The 23,443-nt window shown below is 33.5% G+C and carries 28 protein-coding genes; 18 read left to right on the forward strand and 10 right to left on the reverse strand.

The genetic code is table 11. The features are described from left to right. Window positions 1-5: 5 nt before the first annotated feature. The 3 genes from AC3WTA_RS18190 (at window position 6) to AC3WTA_RS18200 (ending at window position 2,007) form a co-directional block, all read left to right on the forward strand. Complete coding sequence (locus tag AC3WTA_RS18190; RefSeq protein ID WP_000728221.1) at window positions 6-914, forward strand: iron-hydroxamate ABC transporter substrate-binding protein; 909 nt, start codon at window positions 6-8, stop codon at window positions 912-914. Window positions 915-1,129: 215 nt separating this feature from the next. Continuing rightward, entirely contained in the window at window positions 1,130-1,681 is a 552-nt protein-coding gene (locus AC3WTA_RS18195; RefSeq protein WP_098632217.1) for a GNAT family N-acetyltransferase, read from the forward strand. 98 nt (window positions 1,682-1,779) lie between these two features. After that, a complete protein-coding gene (locus tag AC3WTA_RS18200) occupies window positions 1,780-2,007 on the forward strand; it encodes a coiled-coil domain-containing protein (RefSeq protein WP_001047302.1) in 228 nt (75 codons plus the stop codon). Between the two features lie 109 nt (window positions 2,008-2,116). On the opposite strand, the gene AC3WTA_RS18205 is transcribed toward AC3WTA_RS18200, so the two are convergent. Further along, window positions 2,117-3,442 carry an ArsB/NhaD family transporter gene (locus AC3WTA_RS18205; protein WP_000437998.1) on the reverse strand — a complete coding sequence of 442 codons (1,326 nt, stop codon included), beginning with the start codon at window positions 3,440-3,442 and terminating at the stop codon, window positions 2,117-2,119. Window positions 3,443-3,704: 262 nt separating this feature from the next. Between AC3WTA_RS18205 and AC3WTA_RS18210 the strand changes: the two genes are divergently transcribed. After that, window positions 3,705-4,055 carry a YojF family protein gene (locus AC3WTA_RS18210; RefSeq protein ID WP_000407039.1) on the forward strand — a complete coding sequence of 117 codons (351 nt, stop codon included), beginning with the start codon at window positions 3,705-3,707 and terminating at the stop codon, window positions 4,053-4,055. Between the two features lie 15 nt (window positions 4,056-4,070). Then, window positions 4,071-4,733 (forward strand): bacillithiol biosynthesis deacetylase BshB2, encoded by a 663-nt coding sequence (bshB2, locus tag AC3WTA_RS18215; RefSeq protein ID WP_000439468.1) that lies wholly within the window; start codon window positions 4,071-4,073, stop codon window positions 4,731-4,733. Window positions 4,734-4,844: 111 nt separating this feature from the next. Here the strand turns inward: bshB2 and AC3WTA_RS18220 are convergent, their stop codons facing one another. Both AC3WTA_RS18220 and AC3WTA_RS18225 read right to left on the reverse strand, forming a co-directional pair. Continuing rightward, on the reverse strand, window positions 4,845-5,273 hold the full coding sequence (locus tag AC3WTA_RS18220) for a cytidine deaminase (RefSeq protein ID WP_000021277.1): 429 nt from the start codon (window positions 5,271-5,273) through the stop codon (window positions 4,845-4,847). 106 nt (window positions 5,274-5,379) lie between these two features. Further along, complete coding sequence (locus AC3WTA_RS18225) at window positions 5,380-5,931, reverse strand: DUF5823 family protein (RefSeq protein WP_000570012.1); 552 nt, start codon at window positions 5,929-5,931, stop codon at window positions 5,380-5,382. 364 nt (window positions 5,932-6,295) lie between these two features. On the opposite strand from AC3WTA_RS18225, the gene AC3WTA_RS18230 reads away from it, so the two are divergent. Both AC3WTA_RS18230 and AC3WTA_RS18235 read left to right on the forward strand, forming a co-directional pair. Beyond that, window positions 6,296-7,489, forward strand: coding sequence for a multidrug effflux MFS transporter (locus AC3WTA_RS18230; protein WP_000758023.1), 1,194 nt, complete (start codon window positions 6,296-6,298; stop codon window positions 7,487-7,489). A 725-nt stretch (window positions 7,490-8,214) separates the two neighbouring features. Beyond that, on the forward strand, window positions 8,215-9,606 hold the full coding sequence (locus AC3WTA_RS18235) for an amino acid permease (RefSeq protein ID WP_001284400.1): 1,392 nt from the start codon (window positions 8,215-8,217) through the stop codon (window positions 9,604-9,606). Between the two features lie 48 nt (window positions 9,607-9,654). Here AC3WTA_RS18235 and AC3WTA_RS18240 read toward each other — a convergent pair whose 3' ends face one another. After that, entirely contained in the window at window positions 9,655-10,674 is a 1,020-nt protein-coding gene (locus AC3WTA_RS18240; protein WP_000643747.1) for a zinc-binding alcohol dehydrogenase family protein, read from the reverse strand. Between the two features lie 187 nt (window positions 10,675-10,861). Here AC3WTA_RS18240 and aiiA point away from each other — a divergent pair, with 187 nt between their 5' ends. After that, entirely contained in the window at window positions 10,862-11,614 is a 753-nt protein-coding gene (gene aiiA, locus AC3WTA_RS18245; RefSeq protein ID WP_000111947.1) for a quorum-quenching N-acyl homoserine lactonase AiiA, read from the forward strand. 40 nt (window positions 11,615-11,654) lie between these two features. Here aiiA and AC3WTA_RS18250 read toward each other — a convergent pair whose 3' ends face one another. The 3 genes from AC3WTA_RS18250 to AC3WTA_RS18260 all read right to left on the reverse strand — a co-directional run bounded on the left by AC3WTA_RS18250 (window position 11,655) and on the right by AC3WTA_RS18260 (window position 13,163). Next, window positions 11,655-12,149 (reverse strand): hypothetical protein, encoded by a 495-nt coding sequence (locus tag AC3WTA_RS18250; protein ID WP_117616449.1) that lies wholly within the window; start codon window positions 12,147-12,149, stop codon window positions 11,655-11,657. 89 nt (window positions 12,150-12,238) lie between these two features. Continuing rightward, window positions 12,239-12,703 (reverse strand): DMT family transporter, encoded by a 465-nt coding sequence (locus AC3WTA_RS18255; protein ID WP_000965801.1) that lies wholly within the window; start codon window positions 12,701-12,703, stop codon window positions 12,239-12,241. 13 nt (window positions 12,704-12,716) lie between these two features. After that, entirely contained in the window at window positions 12,717-13,163 is a 447-nt protein-coding gene (locus tag AC3WTA_RS18260) for a DMT family transporter (protein ID WP_002096403.1), read from the reverse strand. 109 nt (window positions 13,164-13,272) lie between these two features. On the opposite strand from AC3WTA_RS18260, the gene yeiL reads away from it, so the two are divergent. The 4 genes from yeiL (at window position 13,273) to AC3WTA_RS18280 (ending at window position 16,094) form a co-directional block, all read left to right on the forward strand. Then, complete coding sequence (yeiL, locus tag AC3WTA_RS18265) at window positions 13,273-13,965, forward strand: transcriptional regulator YeiL (RefSeq protein ID WP_492332955.1); 693 nt, start codon at window positions 13,273-13,275, stop codon at window positions 13,963-13,965. A gap of 13 nt (window positions 13,966-13,978) precedes the next feature. After that, a complete protein-coding gene (locus tag AC3WTA_RS18270) occupies window positions 13,979-14,329 on the forward strand; it encodes a glyoxalase superfamily protein (protein WP_000632414.1) in 351 nt (116 codons plus the stop codon). A 208-nt stretch (window positions 14,330-14,537) separates the two neighbouring features. Continuing rightward, complete coding sequence (locus AC3WTA_RS18275; protein WP_000882903.1) at window positions 14,538-15,581, forward strand: flavin-containing monooxygenase; 1,044 nt, start codon at window positions 14,538-14,540, stop codon at window positions 15,579-15,581. A gap of 264 nt (window positions 15,582-15,845) precedes the next feature. Further along, on the forward strand, window positions 15,846-16,094 hold the full coding sequence (locus tag AC3WTA_RS18280) for a hypothetical protein (protein WP_000666939.1): 249 nt from the start codon (window positions 15,846-15,848) through the stop codon (window positions 16,092-16,094). A 36-nt stretch (window positions 16,095-16,130) separates the two neighbouring features. Here the strand turns inward: AC3WTA_RS18280 and AC3WTA_RS18285 are convergent, their stop codons facing one another. Both AC3WTA_RS18285 and AC3WTA_RS18290 read right to left on the reverse strand, forming a co-directional pair. Next, window positions 16,131-17,168 carry a serine hydrolase domain-containing protein gene (locus AC3WTA_RS18285; RefSeq protein ID WP_001050160.1) on the reverse strand — a complete coding sequence of 346 codons (1,038 nt, stop codon included), beginning with the start codon at window positions 17,166-17,168 and terminating at the stop codon, window positions 16,131-16,133. A gap of 111 nt (window positions 17,169-17,279) precedes the next feature. Then, entirely contained in the window at window positions 17,280-17,474 is a 195-nt protein-coding gene (locus AC3WTA_RS18290) for a hypothetical protein (RefSeq protein WP_000819645.1), read from the reverse strand. 132 nt (window positions 17,475-17,606) lie between these two features. On the opposite strand from AC3WTA_RS18290, the gene AC3WTA_RS18295 reads away from it, so the two are divergent. Continuing rightward, window positions 17,607-17,888: a hypothetical protein gene (locus AC3WTA_RS18295; protein WP_000397708.1), complete on the forward strand. Its 282-nt coding sequence runs from the start codon at window positions 17,607-17,609 to the stop codon at window positions 17,886-17,888. Between the two features lie 29 nt (window positions 17,889-17,917). On the opposite strand, the gene AC3WTA_RS18300 is transcribed toward AC3WTA_RS18295, so the two are convergent. Next, window positions 17,918-18,208 (reverse strand): DUF3784 domain-containing protein, encoded by a 291-nt coding sequence (locus AC3WTA_RS18300; protein ID WP_000171763.1) that lies wholly within the window; start codon window positions 18,206-18,208, stop codon window positions 17,918-17,920. A 124-nt stretch (window positions 18,209-18,332) separates the two neighbouring features. On the opposite strand from AC3WTA_RS18300, the gene AC3WTA_RS18305 reads away from it, so the two are divergent. The 5 genes from AC3WTA_RS18305 (at window position 18,333) to AC3WTA_RS18325 (ending at window position 23,020) form a co-directional block, all read left to right on the forward strand. Next, window positions 18,333-18,614, forward strand: a complete 282-nt coding sequence (locus AC3WTA_RS18305) for a MazG nucleotide pyrophosphohydrolase domain-containing protein (RefSeq protein WP_001028124.1) — start codon at window positions 18,333-18,335, stop codon at window positions 18,612-18,614. A 34-nt stretch (window positions 18,615-18,648) separates the two neighbouring features. Further along, window positions 18,649-19,386, forward strand: coding sequence for a glycoside hydrolase family 25 protein (locus tag AC3WTA_RS18310; protein ID WP_000727829.1), 738 nt, complete (start codon window positions 18,649-18,651; stop codon window positions 19,384-19,386). A 136-nt stretch (window positions 19,387-19,522) separates the two neighbouring features. Next, entirely contained in the window at window positions 19,523-20,293 is a 771-nt protein-coding gene (bla2, locus tag AC3WTA_RS18315; RefSeq protein WP_000799237.1) for a BcII family subclass B1 metallo-beta-lactamase, read from the forward strand. Between the two features lie 746 nt (window positions 20,294-21,039). Beyond that, a complete protein-coding gene (hcp, locus tag AC3WTA_RS18320) occupies window positions 21,040-22,326 on the forward strand; it encodes a hydroxylamine reductase (protein WP_492332956.1) in 1,287 nt (428 codons plus the stop codon). Between the two features lie 271 nt (window positions 22,327-22,597). Further along, window positions 22,598-23,020 (forward strand): bleomycin resistance protein, encoded by a 423-nt coding sequence (locus AC3WTA_RS18325; protein WP_000549333.1) that lies wholly within the window; start codon window positions 22,598-22,600, stop codon window positions 23,018-23,020. Window positions 23,021-23,443: the final 423 nt, after the last annotated feature.

The raw sequence follows: 23,443 nt of genomic DNA on the forward strand, positions 1-23,443 counted from the left end.
AACATATGAAAAAGAAACTTACTATTTTATTTAGCATGATGTGTATTTTAGTATTAGCAGCATGTGGTCAAACGAAAGCTAATGAAGAGGCAACGAAAAAAACGGAAAAAAGTAATGACCCAAAAATTGCTTCAATGTCTATTCACTTAACAAATGATTTACTTGCATTAGGAATTACACCAGTAGGTTCTGTAATTGGTGGAGATTTAAAAGATTTCTTACCGCATGCAAAAGAACAACTGAAAGATACGAAGAAACTTGGTGTTGTAACTGATCCAAATATGGAAGCATTACTTCAATTAAAGCCATCTGAAATTTATGTTGATGAAAAATACGCTGGCAAAGATGTAGCGAAATACGAAAAAATTGCAAAAACGCATACTTTCAATTTAGATGAAGGTACGTGGAGAGATCATTTAAAACAAGTTGGTAAACTTGTAAACCGTGAGAAAGAAGCGGATACATATATTCAAGATTACGAAGAGCAATCAAAACGAGTAAAAAATTTAATAGATAAAGAGCTAGGTAATAACGAAAAAGTAATGGCAATTCGTGTTACTGCAAAAGAATTACGTGTATTTAGTACGAAAAGACCGATGGGGCCAATTTTATTCCAAGACTTAGGATTGCAACCTGCAAACGGTGTAGAGAAAATTGATGGAAACCGTCCTTTCGAAGTCATTTCACAAGAAGTATTACCTGACTTTGATGCAGATGCTATTTTCGTTGTTGTAAATAGAGACGATAAGGCAAAAGCTGCATTTAAACAACTTCAAGAAACACCAATTTGGAAAGACTTAAAAGCTGTTAAAGGCAAGCATGTATACATTATTAATGACCAACCATGGCTTGACTATTCTGCTTTAGGTAACAAAATGGCAATGGATGAAGCGGAGAAAATGTTTACGAAATAATATCGATTCGTTGTTAGGAAGATCCTCTAAATTTGGGGGTCTTTTTTATTGTTAGAATAAATGAAAAATTATACAATGAATGTAATTTAATGTAGAGGAGATGTGCCAATGTCAGCGCTTATTGTAAGTATCTCGTGTATAAAGCAGTTTATAGAACGAGGGGATAAATAGGCTGAAATAAGTATCCCCGTTATTTAATAAAGGGGGAGTTTGAAATGACAATGAATCTTTTTCAAAATAAAACGATTAAATTATCAGCTATGAGAGAAGCGGATGCTGAAGTAATGGCTATGTGGCAAGAAGATAGTGAGTATTTAAGAAATGTAGATACAGATGTAGCATTCCCGCAATCGATACAAGAAATAGCAAGTAATGGGCTATTAAAAGGACGAAGATCGAATAGTGTTTCTTTCACGGTAAGGACAGCTCAAGATGATCGCTTAATTGGTTTTGTGGCGATTCATGGCATAGAGTGGAATAACAGAATGGGTTTATTAGCCATTGGTATAGGAGAGGGAAATGATAGAGGGAAGGGATATGGAAGAGAAGCAATCAATCTTATATTAAATTATGCATTTTATGAATTGAATTTACACCGCGTCGGTCTTGATGTTATTTCTTATAACAAAGCTGCTATTAAGTTATATAAAAAGATGGGTTTTCAGATGGAAGGCTGTATGAGAGAAGCGGTGCAAAGAGATGGGAAATGTTTTGATCGTATCATTATGGGGATATTGCGGGAGGAATGGATAGAGCTGCAAGATTAAAAATACATTCCATATTATATATGTAGTATGCAGGAGATATACCAGTAATTGGCGAAATTTTACAGTGCACTGATTGATTTTATAAGGAGTTATGCAAAATGAATTTAGAAAAAGCAAAACCAGTAAATGAAGAAGTCGCTGAATTAAAGGAACTAATTAAAGAATTACACGGAAGTGTACATCAACTTCAAAGTGAAGTGCAGCAACTAAGGCACGAAAGACCAGTTGTTGAAGTGAGAAAAGGTGTTCAATTATCGCCAGCAATCGTTGGACAAATTGGCGGTATGATTTTAGGTGGATTAGCAATTATCGGTATATTTTGGTGAACGAAAAAAAGGTATGCAATTTAGCTGCATACCTTTTTCATTTTCGTTATTTGTCGGTAAGTCGATATTCTCTGTCGAATCGTCGATATAATTTCACGCACTACAACTATTACATTAAATAACGTAAATATATATAAACATGTGATAGTAATAATGCAATAATAGTTAACGGTAAACCAATTTTTAAGAAGTCCATATAAGAGAAAGCATGTCCTTCACGTTTTGCAATACCAGCAACGACTACGTTTGCGGATGCTCCGATTAATGTTCCGTTTCCTCCTAAGCAAGCCCCAAGTGATAACGCCCACCATAGTACTTCGATTTGCGGAGAATCAACAGATAATCCGAGTCCTGTAGCTAAGTCTTGAATAAGTGGGATCATCGTTGCGACAAAGGGGATATTGTCAATTGTTGCAGATGCAATGCCTGATACCCATAAGATAAGTATCGCAGCGAAACCGATATCACCGTTCGTTACGTCGAGCACTTCTTTTGCGAGTGAAGAAATGAGCCCGATATCAATTAACCCGCCAACGAGAACGAATAGTCCAGCGAAGAAGAAAATGGTTACCCATTCAACATGGGCAAATACATCTTCAATATCATGTTCTTTTACGCCAATTAGCATAAGAAGTGTAGCGCCTGTCATCGCGATAACCGCAGCGTCTACATGAATAATCGAATGAAGTACAAAGCCTAAAATAGTTAGTCCTAAAATTGAAATGGATTTTAAAAGGAGGCTTTGATCTTTAATATAATCTTTTTCGTTCAATGCCATTAATATTTTAATTTGCTCAGTTGTTGTTTTTAGTTTGTTGCGATACATAAAGTAAATAATACCAAGTGTAACGATAGAGATAATGATTACGATTGGAGCTAAGTTTAGTAAAAAGGCATTAAAGTCTAAATGCTTGTTTGCTGATCCAATCATAATGTTCGGTGGGTCACCGATTAATGTTGCTGTTCCGCCTATATTTGAAAATAGTACTTCTGAAATCAAATATGGAACAGGGTTTACTTTTAAAATACGTGTAATGGATAGTGTAACAGGTACGATTAATAAGACGGTTGTTACGTTGTCCAAAAATGCAGAACCAACTGCGGTTAATAAGGATAGTAATAATAAAATGCGGATTGGTTTTCCACCAGCTGCCTTCGCTGCTTTAATGGCCACAAATTCAAATACGCCCGATTGACTCGTAATATGTACGAGAATCATCATTCCAATTAAAAGGGTAATCGTTTCCCATTGAATATGTGATGTGAAAGCGGTATGTAAATCTACAACGCCAAAAATAATCATAATAGCAGCGCCGAATAGTGCGATTACAGCACGATTCAATTTCTCAGAAATAATAAATCCGTACGTGATTAAAAATACGGCAATTGCAAAATAATATTGCCAATTTGCTACTTCATGTGCTGATTGTTCCAATCATGTCACCTTCTTTAAAGTATGTATTCAATTGTCGAAATGTATCTCGCTATATTAATACGGGATAAAATATATTGTAGCAAATTCAAAAAAGAAAGAAAACTATTTAACAAAGTGAAGGAAAAAATATGATTTTTACATATCATATAAAAAATATAAAAAACACAGTGCAAATTATTAGGAAAAGTGAGCGTTGTCCTCTAATATAGAGATAGCAATTTACATTATTTTTGCGTAAAATGGTTTAAAGAGGTGAATTCCGATGGAAATAGTAAAAGATAGTTCTCTTATTCAAAATGAAATTGAACGCTTTGTAAATAAAGATGTATATATTCATTTAGAAACAACGAACGGAGCGTATGCGTCACACTTTAACGAAAAGATGATGACAGTTGGGGCATTCATTCGAAATGCAATTATTCGCTTTGAACGCGGGAAGATTACTGGAACGAATCCATACCGAGTTGGTTTAAAAATGGATCATGGCTGGGTATATGCAGAAGGTATTACGCACTGGGAAGTAGACGATAAAGAGCGTTTATTACTTGCAGGGCATGATAACCAAGGCCGCTTAGCAGTTGCGCTTGAGTTAAGCTTAACGCCATTTAAGTAAGAAGGAGGGAAACTTATGGAGAGACATGTACTTGTTGTATTTCCGCATCCAGATGACGAAGCATTTGCGGCGGGAGGAACAATTCGCTTATTAACAGATCAAGGAGTACCTGTAACGTATGCATGTGGTACTTTAGGACAAATGGGACGTAACATGGGGAAAAATGTATTCGCTAACCGTGAAACGATTCCAAATATCCGTGAAAAAGAATTAAAAGATGCATGTGAAGCGATGGGAATTCAAGATTTAAGAATGCTTGGTTTCCATGATAAAACGTTAGAATTTGAAGATGTTGATTTCGTTGCAGATAAAATTGAAGCAATCATTCAAGAAGTAAATCCATCTCGAATTATTACATTTTATCCAGAGCACGGCGTACATCCAGATCATGATGCATTTGGCCGCGCAGTCGTTCGTGCTGTATCACGTATGCAAAAAGAAGAACGTCCAGTCATTCATGCAGTTGCGATTACGAGAAATCGCGAAGCTGTATTAGGTGAGCCGGATGTTGTAAATAATATTAGTGAAGTATTCGAGCATAAATTAGCTGCACTAGGAGCGCATCGTTCACAAACAGAAGCGATGTTAGAAGAAACACATGCAAAAATAAAAAACAAAGATGCAGCAACATTAAAATGGCTGCAACTTGAACAATTTTGGACTTATAAATGGGAGTAGGCTAGAAGGGAAACTTCTAGTAGCTCTTACATAGAAAAAGCACCGTCATTTGTGACGGTGCTTTTTTAGTGAATAATCTTTATTCTCCGCTATTTGAGAGTAACCTTCACTTTATCTCATATCCCATTCTTTTGTGAATTCATCATGATATGCTTCGCTCCAATGGTATGGCTGCAACTCTTTTAACGGTTTGAAAATAATATCTTGTTTCGAATTTGTAATGGCGCATAGTACTTCTGGTCCCCAATAAAATAAACGTTCTTGGCATACACCACAAGGTGATAATACTTTTAATTCAGAATGCTCATTTTCTCTTGCAAGACAAATCGAATGTGTAACTTTCTTATGAAATTTATGTGCTTCTAAAATTGCACCTGTTTCCATACAAAGTTCTGTTGAAGCATTTATTACGTCAGGGGCCACGCTTGTATAAATGGATCCATCTTCTACACGAATTGCTGCAGCTCCGCCCCAATTATGTGGATATCTTTGGTCAATTAAACTTTTCACTTCATCATATAATTGTTGTTCAATGCTCAATTGTATTTCCTCATTTCTGCTTCATTTTCGATTCAATGACTGTTATTTTTTTAGTAATACCGTTAAAAAAGAATAGACACTCAAATTCAAACTATAAATGCAAGAATTACTTTTCATTTGCATACTTTTCCTCTAAGGCAATTAATAGAGGAATTGATATAGTTACAAGAATGATTAAAGTGGTTATAAAAGATTTAGAAAGAGAAAAAGAACCTTCGATTAAAGGTGATAAAAACTTGAATGAAAGTATACTTGTTATTAAGGAAACTACTAAAAAGCTAAAAAGAGACACATTTTTATTTTTGATAGATGTTTCTATAAAATCTTTAAGACAGCTTATGACGACAAATATAGTTAATATAATAAGAGAAATAAAATAATGTGTTACATTTGTCATACTAATAGTAGGATCGTCTATTATGTAAGCAAGTAACTTAGATACTAACATACCTCCAAATAATAAAATAATAAAAGCAAGTAATCCTTCCGATATATAAGTGCTGAAATTATCTTTCTTGTTAAAGAGTTTATAGTTTAGAGTAGATTGGATTATTTGAATTAGGAATAGGGTAATAATCCACACATAATATACAATTGGTAATTCTCCTAAGAATAGAGAAATTAGGAAGTTTACTATGGTCCTTAAAATTTCAATCATTACAAAAGTCCTCCTGTTTTTAAGCTTTGCGACATTAAAAAATGCTAGTCTATCGTTTAATAATTCGATCTATCAATTCAAACTATTCCTAATTATTCCATAAAATAGTGATGGTATCAAGTTATCCTTCTAACAAATCCTCCAAAGCTCAATACTAGAAAAAGAAACGTAATATGTAATATAATTGAAAAAGTATATTTTAAAATCAATGTTAATATTACCCTCCTATAAGTATTAACATGCGTAATTGAGGTGTTTTCTTTGTTGTTTTATGATCGAATTTCTATAATGGCCCCTCCTGTTCCATAGCTAAGGAAAGTCTATTCATTTCTGAGATTTTCAAAGTTATAGGAGGGTATGAAAAATGAAAAAAGTCTCAGTACCATCACTTTGGTTAATGATCATTCTTGTCGCATTTCCACAAATTAGTGAAACAATTTACACACCGTCTTTACCGGATATTTCAAAGGCGTTGCACGTAAGTAATAATGAGGTACAGTTAACGCTTAGTGTTTATTTTGCTGGATTTGCTTTAGGTGTATTTTTTATTGGATGGTTATCGGATATAATTGGTCGTCGCCCGGCAATGTTATTTGGAATTGTCGTATATGGCGCTGGAAGTTTCTTATGCTATATTGCAAATTCTATTGAATTTTTATTGTTTAGTCGTTTTATTCAAGCATTTGGAGCAAGTGCTGGTTCAGTTGTGACACAAACGATTCTTCGTGAAAGTGTAGAGGGGCATAAACGTCATGTTATGTTTGCTCAAATTTCGGCAGTCATTGCTTTTACACCAGCGATAGGTCCACTAATTGGGGGCTTTCTTGATCAAATGTTTGGATTTAAAATCGTATTTTTAAGTTTAGTTGTTATGAGTGTCGGGATTTTGCTGTATACTTTTGTTTCGCTTCCGGAAACAAAAACGGACGCAATAACGGGTAAAATAAATGTATTTTCTGTATTAAAACGGTTGATTACAAATCCGAAAGTAGTAACATATGGGTTATTAATTGGGGGAGCGAATGGTGTTTTATTTAGCTACTATGCAGAAGCGCCGTTTATCTTTATTGAATACTTTCAGTTATCGCCTAGTATGTACGGATTTCTAGGAATTGTTGTCGCTTCCGCTTCTATTATTGGGGCGAAAGTTTCAAAGCGGTTACTTGCTACTTATAAACCAGAGAAAATTATATATATCGGTTGTCTTGTAATGACAGGGGGAGCTATCTTCTTAACTGTTATTAATTCATTTGGATCAAATCCAAACATAATATATATGATTGGATTTTTAGTAGCGATGTTTATATTGCTATTAGGAATTGGGGTAGCATTGCCTAACTGTTTAAGTTTAGCATTAGTAGATTTTCAAGATGTCATTGGTACAGCTGGAGCATTGTTTAGCTTAGGCTACTATGTAATTGTAACGATGACAATTTGGGGAATGAGTCAGCTTCATACCGGTTCGTTACTGGTGATGCCACTTTATTTTCTGGCTATTGTAGCTATCATGTTGGTGTTTACTAAAGTGTTTATTTTAGGTAAAAAAACTTCAAAATGATTTGAATATGAAATGGTAAAAGAGTCTCATTTTTTAATGAGACTCTTTTATGTTTTATGAAAATGATTAGTGGATATACGAAAAAAATTAAAGGTATTGTTGAGGAAAAGATAAAAGCTGAGGAGAAAAGTTTTCCTCTTTCTGGTGTATTGTTGATTGATTTAAGTGTAGTTATATTTTTCTTAAAGTAGGGAATGGGATAGAGAATTTTTAGCTGTGAGAACGGGATAAATAAGAGATATAGAAGCTAGTGACTTTGTAGTTCTACTAATATATTAAATTTTTGCGTGATGTGTTAATACATGTGTAAGTAATTATAGTACAAACTATAATTACTTAAGTATATGCGGTATGAAACCGAGGAAGATAAAATCTCCTCGGTTATTTATATTGTAATAATATTCATACCGGAATCATATTGAATAGATGTATTTTATTGTTAATTTAGTTAAAAATTAATCAGACTTACGTATAATGATTTATCGAAAAAATAATTGAACTTTTCAGATAAATGAATTAATATAAGGTAAGTAATTTTAAGATTTATAGAATATTGGAAGATGAAAGGTTTTGAGAATTTTGTAAGAGGCAAAAAACGATTTTAGGATAGCTTTAAAGCTAGTGTAAAATGACGTTTGCTTCATCATTTTCAGGGCCGAAAGGAATTAGGGGAAAGCATCTTGTTTTAAAATGCGGCTATGAATCATCTAAGAGGGGGAAGTGAAGTGGCAAACAAAGAATTGAAAAGAGGCTTAGAAGCACGTCATATTCAAATGATCGCTTTAGGCGGAACGATTGGTGTTGGCTTGTTTATGGGGTCAGCCAGCACAATTAAATGGACAGGTCCGTCAGTAATGCTTGCGTATGCAATTGCAGGTATTTTTATTTTCTTTATTATGCGTGCGATGGGTGAAATGTTGTATATGGAACCAAGTACAGGTTCATTTGCGACGTTCGGTCATAAGTATATTCATCCGCTAGCTGGCTATATGACAGCGTGGAGTAACTGGTTCCAGTGGGTTATTGTTGGGATGTCAGAGATTATTGCAGTTGGAGCGTATATGAAATATTGGTTCCCGGAATTACCAGCTTGGATACCAGGTGTAATCGCAATGGTTATTCTTGGCGCAGCTAACTTAATTTCTGTTAAGTCATTTGGTGAATTTGAATTTTGGTTTGCGATGATTAAAATCGTTACGATTCTATTAATGATTATTGCGGGATTTGGACTTATTTTCTTTGGAATTGGTAACGGTGGAGAAGCGATTGGCATATCTAATCTTTGGTCAAATGGCGGTTTCTTTACAGGTGGTTTTTCAGGATTCTTCTTTGCATTATCACTTGTAGTTGGTGCATACCAAGGTGTGGAATTAATTGGTATTACTGCTGGTGAAGCGAAAAATCCGAAGAAGACACTTACAAGAGCGATTCAAAGTACAATTTGGCGTATTTTAATTTTCTATATTGGTGCTATTTTCGTTATTGTAACTGTGTATCCATGGGATCAATTAAGTACAATTGGTAGTCCGTTCGTAGCAACTTTTGCGAAGGTTGGTATTACAGCAGCAGCTGGACTTATTAACTTCGTTGTTATTACAGCGGCAATGTCGGGTTGTAATAGCGGTATTTATAGTGCGGGCCGTATGCTTTATACGTTAGGTGTAAATGGACAAGCGCCGAAATATTTCACGAAACTTTCTGGAAATGGTGTACCTTTATTCGGTACAGTTGGCGTAATTATCGGTTTAGCGGTTGGTGTTGTTTTAAGTTATATCGCACCGAAAAACTTATTCGTATATGTATATAGTGCGAGTGTACTTCCTGGTATGGTACCATGGTTCGTCATTTTAATTAGTCAAATTAATTTTAGAAAAGCAAAAGGAGCAGAGATGAAAGATCATCCGTTCAAAATGCCATTTGCTCCTGTTACAAACTATTTAACAATTGCCTTTTTAATTATGGTATTAATCGGAATGTGGTTTAACGATGATACGCGCATTTCACTAGTTGTAGGTATTGTTTTCTTAGCTATCGTAACAATTAGTTTCTATGCTTTCGGAATAGGGAAACGACCTCCGTTAGATGTTCAAAATGATCAAGAGATTTCAAGTAAATAAAGATAGTAAAAAGTCCGATTTCTCATTTGGAAATCGGACTTTTTGTTATTAAAATTTCTCTAAAACGATTTTCCCAATTGTACTTCCGCCTTCAAGCAGGGCATGTGCTTTCTTTATATTTTCAGCGTTAATTGGTGCGAATGTTTCATTTAATGTAGTCTTTAAAATGCCTTCATCTAATAGTTCGCTTACTTTATTTAATAGTTCGTGCTGCGTAATCATATCGCCAGTTTCATACATCGCTTTTGTGAACATAAACTCCCAAACGAGTGTAGCACTTTTACTTTTTAAAATACCCATTTCAAGAGGGTGTTCATTTTCTACGATAGAGCAAATTTTTCCTTGTGGTTTAATGAGGTCACATATTGCTTGCCAATGTTGATCTGTATTGTTTAAGCAGAAAATATAATCTACATCTTTTATCCCGAATTCTAATATTTGATCTTGTAAAGGTTGATGATGGTTAATGATATAATCGGCACCGAATTTTTCAACCCAGTGTATCGTTTCATTGCGGGATGCAGTTGTGATTACATTTAATCCAGCCCATTTCGCAAGTTGAATTGCAATCGAGCCAACACCACCAGCACCGCCAATGATTAAAATGTTTTTGAATGTATTCTCATCTCTTTTATTATAATCAATACTTAAACGTTCAAATAAACCTTCCCATGCTGTAATAGCTGTTAAAGGAAGTGCGGCAGATTCAGCGTCACTTAACGTTTTTGGTTTCTTACCAACAATTCTTTCATCAACTAAATGGTATTCACTATATGTACCTTGTCTCGTAATGCTTCCAGCGTAAAACACTTCGTCGCCTTCTTTAAATAACGTACAACCTTCACCAGTTTGTACGACTACACCACTAGCATCCCAGCCAAGTATTTTCGCTACATCTTCTTTTTTATCTTTCGGAGAGCGAACTTTAGTATCAACTGGGTTAACGGAAATAGCGTTAATTTTAACAAGTATGTCTCTTCCTGTAGCAACAGGTCTTTCAACTTCAATATCAATTAAACTGTTTTCTTCTTCAATAGGTAAGTATTCATGTAAACCAATTGCTTTCATTTCTATTCCCTCCATTAAAGTAAGAGTCATTTACTCTTTTATTATAGATGGTGAAATGCCATTATGTAAAAAAGTACACTCTTTTTTATTTATGCTGGTATGAAAGTGTGGAAGGAGTTTATTTCTAAAAAGCAGAATTATTTACTGTGTTACTTTATCTTAAATTAAATGTAAAGGTGGATACATAATGTCAGTAAAAAAGCTTTATTTCATCCCAGCAGGTCGTTGTATGTTAGATCATTCTTCTGTTAATAGTACGCTCACACCGGGAAATTTATTGAACTTACCTGTATGGTGTTATCTTTTGGAGACAGAAGAGGGGCCTATTTTAGTAGATACAGGTATGCCAGAAAGTGCAGTTAATAATGAAGGTCTTTTTAACGGTACATTTGTCGAAGGGCAGGTTTTACCGAAAATGACTGAAGAAGATAGAATCGTGAATATTTTAAAACGGGTTGGTTATGAGCCGGAAGACCTTCTTTATATTATTAGTTCTCACTTGCATTTTGATCATGCAGGAGGAAATGGCGCTTTTATAAATACACCAATCATTGTACAGCGTGCTGAATATGAGGCGGCGCAGCATAGCGAAGAATATTTGAAAGAATGTATATTGCCGAATTTAAACTACAAAATCATTGAAGGGGATTATGAAGTCGTACCAGGAGTTCAAGTATTACATACACCAGGCCATACTCCAGGGCATCAATCGCTATTAATTGAGACAGAAAAATCCGGTCCTGTATTATTAACGATTGATGCATCGTATACGAAAGAGAATTTTGAAAATGAAGTTCCATTTGCTGGATTTGATCCAGAATTAGCTTTATCTTCAATTAAACGTTTAAAAGAAGTTGTGATAAAAGAGAAGCCAATTGTTTTCTTTGGGCATGATATAGAGCAGGAAAAGGGATGTAAAGTGTTCCCTGAATATATATAGTGCAAAAAGTCATGAGCTCATTTGCTCATGACTTTTTCGTTTAAATAATTTTTTTAAATAAGTTATAAACTTTTTTTGAATTATCTTCATTTAATTGATAGTACGTAAGGTTTACATCATCAAGAGTATCTTGCTGAGCGATCATTACTTCACTACTGTGATGATCAACTACCCAAATGAAATATTTTTTATAAGTTCCATCCTCGAAAGTAATCCACATATCACAATCTATTAAATCTGATCCTTCTTCATCTAATGTTAATTTTCCTTTTTGGGCGGTATCCATACTGTTAATGAATGTTTTTAATTCATCTGTTTTTGTGAGAAAGATATCTTTTTTTGTTTTAATTGACTCGACATGTATATCTTTTATTTCCTGTTTTCCTAAAAAGACAGGGGGCTCATTTGGGTCTCTTTGAGTTGAAATGATAGTAGCTTTCTTCTTTGGTTTATTTGCTGTATAGAAATCTTGAATAGATTTCCCTGAGTTTAAAAACCATACGATACCAAAAATAATCAATGCGCTACCGAGCAGTAAAATGATTTTCTTAATAGAATATTCTCCTCTCTATTACTTCGTATAAAGAGCTTTTCTATTAATATATGATAGGTAAGCGTAAAGTATTATAGTTGAACTTGGTTATTCTGCACAGTTTTAACAGGGCGATCTACGAGTAAATTGTAAGTTAGCCCAATTAGTACGAAAATGCCACCGACAACTTTTCCCATTGATAGTTCGTGTGACAAGATGAAATCAATGATAGTCCCCGCAAATAATTGTCCGATAAAGATGAGTAACGTTAAATAAAATGCTGATATTTTAGGCGTAATATAGTTCGATAACGAGATGACGATAACGCCTACTAATCCGCCTAAGTAAACAGCGATAGGAATAGATTGCAACGTATGGCTAGGAATATAAAATGAATCTGAACTGAAAATTAAAAATAACATAGAGAAAAATAATCCAGTAATATAATTAAAAAACGTGCCTTCCCAATTTCCAATCTTCGCTGCTAAATTCGCGTTAATAATTCTAGCAACAACGATAGAAACACCAGCTAAAATAGCGATAGTAATATATAACATTTTCTTGCCTCCATTAATAAATTGTCATGATTATAATTCCGGAAGAGATGAAACATAATCCAATTAGTTTTTTCTTTTCAAACTTTGCAACTTTCATTCCTAATAAGCCGAAATGGTCAATAACGATGGAAGCGATAGATTGACCGAGTAAACTTAATGCGATCGTAATAGAGGCACCAAGGACGGAGAAACTTATATTATTAAAAAGAACAGTGAATACTCCAATCGCACCAGCGCTATATAAAAAAAGTGGAATGCTTTTATCAAAATAAATTTTATTTTTGTTAATGATTAAAATGAAGATAACTGCAATTAAACCGACAAGGTGGATGACAACGCTCGCTGTGTACTTGCCAATTAACTCAGATAAAATCCCATTCAATGGAAGCATAACGGCGATGAGCACACCAATAAAGACAGAAAGAAAGTTATACAATGTAATATCCCCTTTGTATTTCATATTTGTAATGACTGTATCATGCTGAAATTGTGTATTACTATGACATATGTCATAGTGGAAGGAGAAAATTTTGATTACAATGGGGAGTAGTTGTAAAGGCGGGGGAACTATGAAGAAAGTATGTAATTCAATTAAATTAGCAAATTATATGAAACAAAATAATATTGATTCATTTTTTAGTAATGATATGAAACCGTATATGGAACTCATATTTTTTAAAAAGAATGAGTTTATTTGTAGAGAAAATGAAGAGATAGATTATTTATTTTTCTTCGTTGAAGGAAAAGCAAAAGCGTTTAATACATTAAGTAACGGGAAATCTGTATTATTATACTTTTATGATAGTTTGCAGCTGTTAGGAGATGTGGAGTTAATTCATTCTCAAAAGACTGCTTCAAACGTACAAGTAATGGCAGATTCATATTGTGTTGGTTTACCTTTAGGAAAAGTGAGAAATCAACTATTTCATGATGCGAAATTTTTACGATGTATTTGTGGATCGTTAGCACATAAGTTAAATCGACTTTCAAAAAATAGTACAATTAATTTACTATATCCACTTGAAAATAGACTTGCGAGTTACATGTTAGCAGCAGGGGAACGAGCGGTGCAGCACGGAAATCGAATTGTATTTAGTGGGAATTTAACAGAGACAGCTGAATTGTTAGGAACGAGTTATCGACACCTATTACGTACATTAAATGTTTTTTGTGATAAAGAGATTATAAAAAAGAACAATGGTTGCTTTGAAGTAGTGAATGTTGAAGTTTTGAGGGAATTGGCGGCAGATGTTTATAAATAGGAGGAGATAATAAATGATTACACCTATATTTAGAATTTTTGATGTTGAAAAAGCAAAGCTATTTTACATAGATTTTTTAGGGTTTAAAATGGATTGGGAACATCGGTATGAGGAACATATGCCATTATATATACAAATTTCGTTACATGATGCTGTAATACATTTATCAGAACATCATGGGGATGCTTCGCCAGGCGGTGCGATTCGGGTCAAAATAGATAATGTAAAGGATTATCATTCTATATTATTAAGTAAAGAATATGCTTATTCGAAGCCAAATATAGAAAAAACACCTTGGGATACAATCGAATTAACTGTAATTGATCCGTTTTCAAATAGAATCGTATTTTATGAGGAGAGATGATAGAGCCGGAAGGGATTAATATATAAATTTTTTAGAGAGAGTGCAGTGTAATTGCGTATTAAATAAATGTAATGAAGAGTAGTTCATAAAGCAGTGAACTGCTCTTTTTCATTTTGTTAAACAGATTGAATTATTGAAAAATAAATCGTATGATAAAACATATGAACAAATGAGCATATATTCATGTGAAATGAGAAGGAGGAAAAGGATGTTAGATGCAATTATCGTCGGAGCTGGTCAAGCTGGATTAACAATGGGATATTACTTGAAGCAAGAAGGATATAATTTTTTATTACTTGAGGCAGGAAACCGAATTGGGGATTCATGGAGAAACAGATATGATTCTTTACAGCTCTTCACACCGAGGGAATATAGTAGTTTACCAGGTATGATAGTAAAAGGAGAAGGGAAGGGATTTCCATGTAAAGATGAAATGGCAACGTATTTAGAAGAATATGCAAGGTACTTTACATTACCGATCCAATTGCAAACCGAAGTTTTAAAAATAAAGAAAGAAAAAGAGATATTCGAATTACATACTCCTACAGAAATTTTACAAGCAAAAAAGGTTGTTATCGCAACAGGTGGTTTTCAGCAACCGTACATCCCCTCATTTTCACAACATCTTTCATCACATATCTTTCAAATACATTCATCACAATATAAATCACCATCAAAAATTCCTAAAGGAAAAGTACTAGTAGTAGGTGGCGGGAATTCAGGAATGCAAATCGCAGTAGAACTTGCAAAAACTCATGAAGTTACAATTTCTATCGGTCATCCGTTAACATTTTTACCGTTACATCTTTTTAGAAAAAGCATTTTTAATTGGCTAGAAAAATTGGGTTTATTGTACGCCGAAGTAAATACTAAGAGGGGAAAATGGTTTCAGAAGAGAAAGGATCCTATTTTTGGTTTTGAAGGCAAGGAACTTATTCGTAATGGAGTAATTAAACTAGAGAAAAAAGTGGTTAGTGCATCAGAAAATAATATTATGTTTCAAAATGGTGGCACGTATAGTGCAGAAAGCATTATATGGTCAACTGGTTTTATTCAGAACTATAAATGGATTGAAATAGAAAAGGCAGTGAATGAGAATGGATTTCCTAATCATGTAAGAGGAATAAGTCCAGTAAAAGGATTATATTATATCGGTTTGCCGTGGCAATCTCAAAGGGGATCTGCACTTATTTGTGGTGTAGGAAAGGATGCAGCGTATTTACTTTCTGAAATCAAAAAAATAGATCAGTAGCAACAACTACTGATCATCCATATGTACATGAATTAGGAGAGGTCAAACATTTATTAACTTTATTATAATAGATTTTCATGAGAATAAAAACTGAAAATTCTAATTTTATGTTGAGAAAGTTTTTTGTATCGAAATATATAAAAGAATAGGGTTTTTAGTAAAAGAGATATGATATTTATATTTTAATAAATTGTGATATAGTTTATGAAGAATAGATTACATAAAATGTTATTTTATTACATAGTGATGAAGGGGGAAATTGTTGTGAAGTTTGATGATCAACGCCTATTAGGAGTACGGTTAGGTTCTATACTTGTAACAGAGGAAAATCAATATTTAGTAGTTAAGAAAAAAGATCATTATGCACTTTTAAATATACATAATTTAGAATGCACACATGTTGAAGTGCAGCTAGAACATATTGAAGAAATGTTGCAGGAAGATTTTCAAGAAAGTATAACGGAGATTATCGCACCAGAACATATAAAAATTGTTGCGAAAAATGTTATATAAAGAAAGAAGCTGGAAGGAACAGCTTCTTTCTTTTCGTTATAAGGATAACGTTTTTAACACGTCACCAATAATCCCTTCCATTTGATGAACGCCTAAGTCAGCGTTCGTCATTATAACAGCACCATTACCTCGGTATGGATAGCATATCATCATACATTGAAATCCAACGCCCCATCCAAGTGAATATATTTGTAAGTCTTTATTGGAATCATCTAGAAACACACCTAACCCAGTCCATTTTGAGCAACCTTGAGGAGAAATCATATCTTGTACTAATTTTTGAGAAAGTTTTAGTTTGCCCTTTCCTTGTAAAGAATGAATGATTTCAATTACTAAAGTTGATAAGTCTGTTGGTGTTGTCCAAATACCTGAAGCAGCTGCGAATGGATAAAATGGATATTTCTCATTTGTAACGGTGCCATCTTTATTATGCCCACAAGCAAAGGCCTCCATTTTATTTATATCTTTAGTAGAGAATAGCATGCTATTTTTCAGTTGTAGTGGCTGAAAGATATATTCTTCAAGTAAAAGATTGAATGGTTTTCCAGTTATATCTTCAAGTAGTAGTTCAATAATACAAAAGTTTGCATCAGAGTAGTGAAATTCGCTTTCTGGTTTATAAGTTATTTCTATCGGTACTGGACAATATGATGTTTTACCGGCAAGGATTTCAGACATGTTTGGTCGCCCTTGTGCAAGTGTATAATGCTCAAAACTATTAGGAGGATCAATGATTCCAGATTGGTGGCTTAATAAATTTCGCAATGTGACTTTTTTCTGTGAGGTAAATAGATTGGTAGGTATGTTCCAAGATGTGAGTCTATCATTTACGTCTTTATCTAAATGCACGATCTTTTGATCTGATAACATTAGTACGAGCATTGTAGTGAAGAATTTACTAATAGAACAAGAATTGAATATGGAATTCGTAGTGATAGTTTTAGTTGTTCTAGATTCAAGTGTTCCAAAAGCAATCGCTTCGTCTAGTTTGCCGTCACGTATAACGGCAAGGCTTAAACCTGCAACGGAATATTGGTTCATTTTCTCGTATATAATGTGACTTTTTAAGTTCATAGTGACTCCTTTCTTCTAAAAGACAGAATGTTAGTTCTATTATACAGTAGTTAATAGAGAGAATGAGAGAAAAAGAAAAAACTTCATCTTTTATCGATGAAGTTCTTTTAGTTAATTCGAAGTGAATGTTTTAAAAAATTTGTCCCGGTACATGTACATAAGCCATGAGGTTGTTAGTAAGGAAATAATGATTTGTTTATTTTTAAATGGCGCATTGAAAACAAGCCAGCCAACGATATCAAATAATAAATGTAGTGCAATTGAAAGAACTACAAATTGTAGTAGCGTATTTAAAAATCTTTTCATAAAGTGTCCACCTAAAATAAAAGGTTGTATCAACAATGTTGCACATTACTGTTATACATTAAATGTGTTTTGTGGTAAAATTTGCATAAGTTAGTGAAATAAAACAAATGAAAGCTAATAGGAGGGATAGTCATGGAATTTTGGATGATCATACCGATAGCGGTCTTTGGATTTATTTATATCGTTGAAAAATTAAATAAAATCGAAAAGAAAACAGATGCACGTTTAAAGCGGATGGAAGATAGATTACAGCTAATTACGAAAGAAATGGGAATTATAGATAGAGAACCTGAAATTAATAAAGAGTTGCGCCAGCTTATGGAAGAAGGAAAAACAGTTACAGCAGTTAAGAGAGTAAGAGAGGCTTTCGGGTTTTCCTTATTAGAAGCGAAGCAATATGTTGATAAATTATAAAAAAGATCATCCGATTGGGTGGTCTTTTTTCATTGCACCATGCGTGTATTTACATAAGCAGCGATTATAACGTGCCCAATAATAATGATAGGAAATACGATTTTTGCATTAGGAGTAAGGAAGACACTACCAATTGTGGCGATAACACCGGCAGTTAAATTATAAAGACCAACTATTTTTGATAACTTTACTTTATTTGGTACACGGCGTTCATTGAATCCTGATAAGAGCCAAGTGTATTGTTTTACTCCGATGAAATAGGCTAGTGCAAATGAAATGATTGCAAGTATGAATAATGATGGGGAAGCGAAGAGAGTCATTGAAAACACCTCCATTAAAGAGTTATAAATAAATTATAATATGAATGTTATAATTTAACAAAATACATTTTTGATTTTAAGTGTAATAGAAAAACGGAGTATTTGTGATGAAGGGAGATTAAGTATGAATATTGTGGAATTCCAGAGATATGTATCAAATTTCAGTGAAGAAAAAGGATTTCAAGATACGACAATTGAAGAGCGTACGATGTATGCAATGGCGGAATTAGGTGAATTAGCGGAAGTTATATTAAAGCGTAATAAAATACAAAATGCAAAAAGAGAAATCGGTTTAGAAATGTTTGATGTAATTTGGAATGTATGTGATTTAGCAAACAAGTTAGAAATTGATTTAGAGAAGGCGTTTGAAGAAAAAATGATGATAAATAAAAAGCGTGAATGGTAGGTAGAATTTTAATTTGTAAAGATGGGTGATATGAATGAAAAAGAAGCTTATTATAGGAGGAGTCTTTACCTTAATTAGTGTAATGAGTGTTTTCGCTTACTTAGTTTTTCAAGGCATATTTATTCCGAATCAAATAAGTTCGGATAAGTATAAAATAAAAGGTGTAGATGTTGCGTCGTATCAAGGTGATATAGATTGGAGGGAGTTGGAAAAGCAAAATATGAAGTTTGCGTTTATAAAGGCTACTGAAGGAAGCGCGTTTGTGGATAAGTACTTTTCGAAAAATTGGACGAATGCGAATAAGACAGGTATGCGCGTCGGAGCGTATCATTTTTTTAGTTTTGATAGTAAGGGTGAAACACAAGCAGAGCAATATATACGAACTGTTCCAAAATATAAACAAGCATTGCCACCCGTAATTGATGTTGAGTTTTATGCTAACAAAAAAGATAATCCACCTAAGCGTGAAGATGTTGTGAAAGAGTTGTCGGTCATGATTGAAATGCTAGAAAAACATTACGGTAAGAAAGTAATATTGTATGCAACTCAAGAGGCATATGATTTGTATATAAAGAATGCGTATCCCCAATGTGATATATGGATTCGTAGTGTTTTTACAAAACCGAGTTTATCTGATGAGAGAAAATGGACGTTTTGGCAATACACGAACCGCGGGAGATTAAATGGTTATAATGGAAAAGAGAAGTATATTGATTTGAATGTATTTTATGGGAACGAGGAAGAGTTTGAGAATTATGGAATAAAAGGTTAAGTTTTAAAGCGCACAAAATCTTGTGCGCTTTTTATTAATGATATGAAAAATATGTAAGAAAAGATGGAACAAACATTTGAGATGAATTGTCTATTATAGGTAATAGCTATTTCGTTTGAAAGAAAGGGTGGAGAAAATGAAAAATACATTATTAAAATTAGGGGTATGTGTTAGTTTACTAGGAACAACTCAATTTGTTAGTACAATTTCTTCTGTACAAGCAGAACGAACGGTAGAGCAAAAAGTAATAAAAAATGAGACAGGAACTATTTCAATTTCTCAGTTAAACAAAAATGTATGGGTTCATACGGAGTTAGGTTATTTTAACGGGGAAGCAGTTCCTTCGAACGGTCTAGTTCTTACTACTTCTAAAGGGTTAGTACTTGTCGATTCTTCTTGGGATGATAAACTAACGAAGGAATTAATAGAGATGGTAGAAAAGAAATTTAAGAAGCGCGTAACGGATGTCATTATTACACATGCGCACTCAGATCGAATTGGCGGAATAAAAACGTTGAAAGAAAGAGGCATTAAAGCGCATAGTACGGCATTGACTGCAGAACTAGCAAAGAAAAATGGATATGAAGAACCACTTGGAGACTTACAAAGAATTACAAATTTGAAGTTTGGAAATATGAAAGTAGAAACATTTTATCCAGGGAAAGGGCATACAGAAGATAATATCGTCGTATGGTTACCGCAATACAACATTTTAGCTGGAGGCTGTTTAGTGAAATCTGCGGAAGCTAAAAATTTAGGAAATGTTGCTGATGCTTATGTAAATGAATGGTCTACATCGATTGAGAATGTGCTGAAGCGATATGGAAATATAAATGCAGTAGTGCCTGGTCATGGGGATGTAGGGGATAGAGGATTACTTTTACATACATTGGATTTGTTGAAATAAAAAATTAGGGGAATAAAAAAGCGAGGAGAAACAATTTTCTCCTCGCTTTCTTCTAGCTATATTTAAATGCGAAGCTATCAATTATGCCTGCATACGTTACTGAGATTTTAATTCCAAGTATACAAATACCAGTACCGTCATAATTGCTATAACAACGTAAGTAGCATCAAGCATTATAAGTGTTTTTAAAGTTTCAGTCATCCTAATTCACCCCTGGTATGAAAATATAACATAATCTCTTATCAATCAGATCAGAGATTATAAAGATAACAATGTACATGAAATTTCTTAAGTAGATTCTATATAAATATATCATATAAATAATGTAAATATTGTAAAGATAGTGTAAATGTATTGTAAATAAAGTGATTTTTCATAAAATCTTTAATCAAAAAATTGATAGGTCTTCAAAATGAAAAAACGCTATTCTTTCAGTTGAATAATAAAAAGAAAGAATAGCGTTTTTGTATGTCTATTTCTGTTTGCTTAAGAGATTTATAGTACGAAATTTTCATTTCGTACTATAAACTAGAAAGTTAAATATGTGATTCAGCAATAGTTTAGATATTTGAAAAACTGAACAATATAATTATGTAATGTTTTTTTTGGTTTCAATAAAAATATTATGTCAACAATATGAACTGTCACAAATTTATAATAAGTATTGTGATTGATATCACATCCTTTTTTCCCAATGGATATTATGCTTGATTTGTAAGGAATGATTGGGAGAGGGTGGGATGATCATGTTTTGTTATCAATGTGAACAAACGCCAACAGGCGGATGTAAAGTAATAGGTGTTTGCGGTAAAAATGAAACAATAGCAAGTTTACAGGATACGATTGTGTTTGGGTTAAAAGGAATTGCTGCTTATCGTACGCATGCTGCTCAGCTAGGGTATACTGATGCATTTGTAGATGCTACGACGCAAGAAGCATTGTATATGACATTAACCAATTCTAACTTTAATGAACAAGAACATATTGATATGGCTATAAAAGTTGGGAAATCGGCTTTACGAGTAATGGAGTTGTTAGATGAGGCACATACGAATCATTTTGGTGTTCCAGAGCCTGTTCAAATTACGCAAAACCATGTAGAAGGTAAAGCAATTGTAGTTACTGGTCATAATTTATTTGCGTTAGAAGAATTATTAAAACAAACAGAAGGAAAAGAAATTAATATTTATACGCATTCTGAAATGTTACCAGCACACGGTTATCCGCAGCTGAAAAAATATAAACATTTAAAAGGAAACATTGGTAAGGCATGGTATGATCAACGACGTCTTTTTGAAAAATTTACAGGTGCTATATTAGCGACAACGAACTGTGTTATGCCAATTAAAGGGTCATACTCTGATCGATTCTTTTCATATGATATTGCCGGTTTAGAGGGTGTACAAAAAATTGAAAATGACGATTTTGCACCGTTGATTGAAAAAGCGCTAGAACTTCCAGAAGTACATATGGAGTCGGATGAACAGTTAGTAACAGGGTTTCATCATAATACAGTATTATCATTAGCTCCGGAAATTATTAATGCAGTAAAGGAAGGAAAGATTAAGCGTTTCTTTGTCATTGCAGGTTGTGATGCTCCGGGAAAAGGCGGAGAATATTATCGTGAATTAGCAACGTCGCTTCCGCCAGAAACAGTTATTTTAACAACTTCTTGCGGGAAATTCCGCTTTAATGATGTGAGTTATGGTGTTGTGCCTGGTACAGAGATTCCGCGTTACATTGACTTAGGACAATGTAATAATTCAATTTCTACAGTGAAAATAGCAGCCGCTTTAGCAGATGCTTTCCAATGTGAAGTGAACGAATTACCAGTTAGTATTGTTCTATCATGGTTTGAACAAAAAGCGGTTGCCATTTTACTTGGGCTATTTAGTCTTGGTATTCAAGATATTCGCATCGGTCCAAAGGCGCCTGAATTTATTTCACCTGGCGTGCTTGATGTATTACAAGAAACATTCGGTTTGAAACTAATTACAAATGCAGCGGAAGATATGGAAATGATGTTATCGTAACAAAAGGATGATCTGTCTTATTAAGAAGAAGAGCTAGCCTATAGCGCCCCAAAACAAAAATGTAGAATTTTTGTTTTGGGGTATTTTCTTTTCTTAGCGGGATAGGTATGTGGCGAAATTTCTTCAAAAAGAAAATCGGCTGTATCTAATGTGTAGAGATAATAAAGTTGTTTACTTCTTATAGGACTAACGAAGTAGTGTAATGGAAGAAGTATTTATAGTAAGTGTTATAATTTAATAATCAATAACGTAAGCAAAGGAGGAAGCATTTTTGCACAAACTCAATGCATTAATACCAGAGCTATCAGTTTCAGATATTGAGCAAAGTTTAAATTTCTATTCGGAAATTCTACTGTTTAAAATTGAATATCAAAGACCAGAGGATAAGTTTGCTTTACTGTCTTTAAATGAATGCCAGATTATGATTGAAGAAGTAAATGGTCATTGGAGTACTGGGGAGTTATCTTATCCCTACGGAAGAGGAATTAATTTTCAAATTATCATAAATGATATTGATCCACTATATGATAGTTTGAAAAAGAACGAGTATCCAATTAAATTTGATATTCAAGAGAATTGGTATAGAGCTGATACTAAATTAAAGGGACAAAAAGAATTTTTAATTATAGACCCTGATGGTTATCTATTAAGATTTGTTCAAAACTTAGGTGAAAAAGATGTTGAGGCAGATTAAGCTATGTAAGACAAGATGAAAATTTAGTAAATGGAGCAAGCTACTTTTTTCAATAAGGGGCATTAGTTGAAGAAAAATTAACCAACTTTATTGTCACTGAACATCTAATAGGCAATAGTTGATTTTAGAAAAATATAAAAATCGAGTTGACATTTACAACTACTAAGTCATACAATGTAGAGGTAATAGGTGATACAGAGTAGTGTTGTTTCTCAAAATGTTTTCAGTAAACGATAGGTAATAGCGGATTTTAGAAAAAATTTGAAAATCAGTTGACATCTATAGCTACTTAGTCATACAATGTAGCTGTAATAGGTGATACAGAGTAGTGTTGTTTCTTGAAATATTTTCAGTAAACGATAGGTAATAGCGGATTTTAGAAAAAATTTGAAAATCAGTTGACATCTATAGCTACTTAGTCAT

Source organism: Bacillus sp. EB106-07-01-XG149 (genome assembly GCF_058791555.1).

Bases quoted from the DNA above. Each gene is read 5' to 3' on its own strand.
- AC3WTA_RS18200 (WP_001047302.1), top strand. From the start codon at position 1,780: ATGAATTTAGAAAAAGCAAAACCAGTAAATGAAGAAGTCGCTGAATTA.
- AC3WTA_RS18255 (WP_000965801.1), bottom strand. From the start codon at position 12,703: ATGTTATATATTACTATCGCTATTTTAGCTGGTGTTTCTATCGTTGTT.
- yeiL (WP_492332955.1), top strand. From the start codon at position 13,273: ATGAAGAAAGTATGTAATTCAATTAAATTAGCAAATTATATGAAACAA.
- AC3WTA_RS18225 (WP_000570012.1), bottom strand. From the start codon at position 5,931: ATGATTGAAATTTTAAGGACCATAGTAAACTTCCTAATTTCTCTATTC.
- AC3WTA_RS18190 (WP_000728221.1), top strand. From the start codon at position 6: ATGAAAAAGAAACTTACTATTTTATTTAGCATGATGTGTATTTTAGTA.
- AC3WTA_RS18305 (WP_001028124.1), top strand. From the start codon at position 18,333: ATGAATATTGTGGAATTCCAGAGATATGTATCAAATTTCAGTGAAGAA.
- AC3WTA_RS18285 (WP_001050160.1), bottom strand. From the start codon at position 17,168: ATGAACTTAAAAAGTCACATTATATACGAGAAAATGAACCAATATTCC.
- AC3WTA_RS18210 (WP_000407039.1), top strand. From the start codon at position 3,705: ATGGAAATAGTAAAAGATAGTTCTCTTATTCAAAATGAAATTGAACGC.
- AC3WTA_RS18195 (WP_098632217.1), top strand. From the start codon at position 1,130: ATGACAATGAATCTTTTTCAAAATAAAACGATTAAATTATCAGCTATG.
- bla2 (WP_000799237.1), top strand. From the start codon at position 19,523: ATGAAAAATACATTATTAAAATTAGGGGTATGTGTTAGTTTACTAGGA.
- AC3WTA_RS18230 (WP_000758023.1), top strand. From the start codon at position 6,296: ATGAAAAAAGTCTCAGTACCATCACTTTGGTTAATGATCATTCTTGTC.
- AC3WTA_RS18275 (WP_000882903.1), top strand. From the start codon at position 14,538: ATGTTAGATGCAATTATCGTCGGAGCTGGTCAAGCTGGATTAACAATG.
- AC3WTA_RS18300 (WP_000171763.1), bottom strand. From the start codon at position 18,208: ATGACTCTCTTCGCTTCCCCATCATTATTCATACTTGCAATCATTTCA.
- AC3WTA_RS18260 (WP_002096403.1), bottom strand. From the start codon at position 13,163: ATGAAATACAAAGGGGATATTACATTGTATAACTTTCTTTCTGTCTTT.
- aiiA (WP_000111947.1), top strand. From the start codon at position 10,862: ATGTCAGTAAAAAAGCTTTATTTCATCCCAGCAGGTCGTTGTATGTTA.
- AC3WTA_RS18270 (WP_000632414.1), top strand. From the start codon at position 13,979: ATGATTACACCTATATTTAGAATTTTTGATGTTGAAAAAGCAAAGCTA.
- bshB2 (WP_000439468.1), top strand. From the start codon at position 4,071: ATGGAGAGACATGTACTTGTTGTATTTCCGCATCCAGATGACGAAGCA.
- hcp (WP_492332956.1), top strand. From the start codon at position 21,040: ATGTTTTGTTATCAATGTGAACAAACGCCAACAGGCGGATGTAAAGTA.
- AC3WTA_RS18290 (WP_000819645.1), bottom strand. From the start codon at position 17,474: ATGAAAAGATTTTTAAATACGCTACTACAATTTGTAGTTCTTTCAATT.
- AC3WTA_RS18310 (WP_000727829.1), top strand. From the start codon at position 18,649: ATGAAAAAGAAGCTTATTATAGGAGGAGTCTTTACCTTAATTAGTGTA.
- AC3WTA_RS18240 (WP_000643747.1), bottom strand. From the start codon at position 10,674: ATGAAAGCAATTGGTTTACATGAATACTTACCTATTGAAGAAGAAAAC.
- AC3WTA_RS18295 (WP_000397708.1), top strand. From the start codon at position 17,607: ATGGAATTTTGGATGATCATACCGATAGCGGTCTTTGGATTTATTTAT.